Below are 1,348 nucleotides of genomic sequence, written 5' to 3' on the forward strand. Positions count from 1 at the left end.
CTCCGGCTCCTTCGGCGGCGCCGTGCCCAACCCGGCCACCGCCGCCGAAGGAGCCGGAGTGGATGTCCTGGTCGGGGCCGTGGAGCCGGATCTCGCACTCGGCGAGGCCGCGCATGCCGGTGCACACGGTCGGGGTGTCCTCGGACCACATGCCGGTGTCGGAGACGATCACGGCGTCGGCGGCGAGCCGCCCGGCCCGCTCCTCCACCAGGGCCCGGAAGTGCGGGGAGCCGGATTCCTCCTCGCCCTCGATCAGCAGCTTGAGGTTGACGGCGGGCGCGGTGCGGCCGGTGGCGGCGAGGTGGGCGCGGACGCCGAGTGTGTGGAAGAACACCTGGCCCTTGTCGTCGGCGGCCCCGCGCGCGTAGAGGCGGTTGCCGCGGACGACGGGTTCGAAGGGGTCGCTGTCCCAGCCGTCCTCGCGGGCGGCGGGCTGCACGTCGTGGTGGCCGTAGACGAGGACCGTGGGGGCCTGCGGGTCGCCCGAGGGCCACTCGGCGAAGACGGCGGGGGCGCCCGGGGTCTCCCAGATCTCGGCGGTCGGGAAGCCGGTCTCCTTGAGCCGGGCGGCGAGCCAGTCGGCGCTGCGCCGTACGTCGGCCGCGTGGTCGGGCTGGGCCGACACGGAGGGGATGCGCAGCCACGCGGCGAGGTCGTCGAGGAAGGCGGCGCGGTGCTGCTCGATGTACGTGCGGACGGCGCTGTCCGGGGTCTGGCTCATGCTCCCGAGCCTATCGGCCCGCACCGACATCCTCGGCGGGCGGTTCGTCACACTCAGGTCGCCTCGTGTGTGCTCTCCGTCTCACCCGTGAGCAGCCGTTCCAGCGCAGCCCGGTCCGGCAGTCGCTCGGGGCGTACGACTTCGCCGCTGCGCACGTACAGGAAGGCGGCCGTGACCGACTCGGGGGGTATGCCCTGCTGCTCGGCCCAGGCCAGCCGGTACACGGCGAGCTGGAGCGGGTCGGCGGTGCGGGCGCGGTGGGTCTTCCAGTCGATGATCTCGTAGGTCGTCTCGTCGCCGTCGCCGTGCCGGTAGACGGCGTCGATGCGACCCCGGACGACGCGGCCGGCGAGGGTGAGCTGGAAGGGGGCCTCGACCCGGTAGGGGGTGCGGCGGGCGTACTCGGTGCGTTCGAAGGCCCCCTTCAGGGCTTCCAGGTCGCGTTCGTCAGCGATCTCGGCGTCGCTGCCGGGCAGCTCGTCGGGTTCCAGCAGGGGCAGCGTCAGCTCTTCGAAGCGGGCTTCCACCCATGCGTGGAACCGGGTGCCCCGCCGCGCGGCGGGTTGCGGGGGGCGCGGCATGGGGCGCGCGAGTTCCTGTGCGAGCCCGTCCGGGTCCTCGGCGAGC

General features: G+C 74.0%; 2 protein-coding genes. Both read right to left on the reverse strand.

The features are described 5' to 3' along the window. Positions 1-721 (reverse strand): M20/M25/M40 family metallo-hydrolase (locus tag CCN44_RS38970; RefSeq protein ID WP_143650339.1); only part of this gene is annotated, 721 nt, incomplete at its 3' end. Positions 722-774: 53 nt separating this feature from the next. Continuing rightward, positions 775-1,348 (reverse strand): PD-(D/E)XK nuclease family protein (locus CCN44_RS38975; RefSeq protein WP_143650341.1); only part of this gene is annotated, 574 nt, incomplete at its 5' end.

The organism is Streptomyces tricolor, assembly GCF_002155905.1.
Lineage (GTDB): Bacteria > Actinomycetota > Actinomycetes > Streptomycetales > Streptomycetaceae > Streptomyces > Streptomyces tricolor.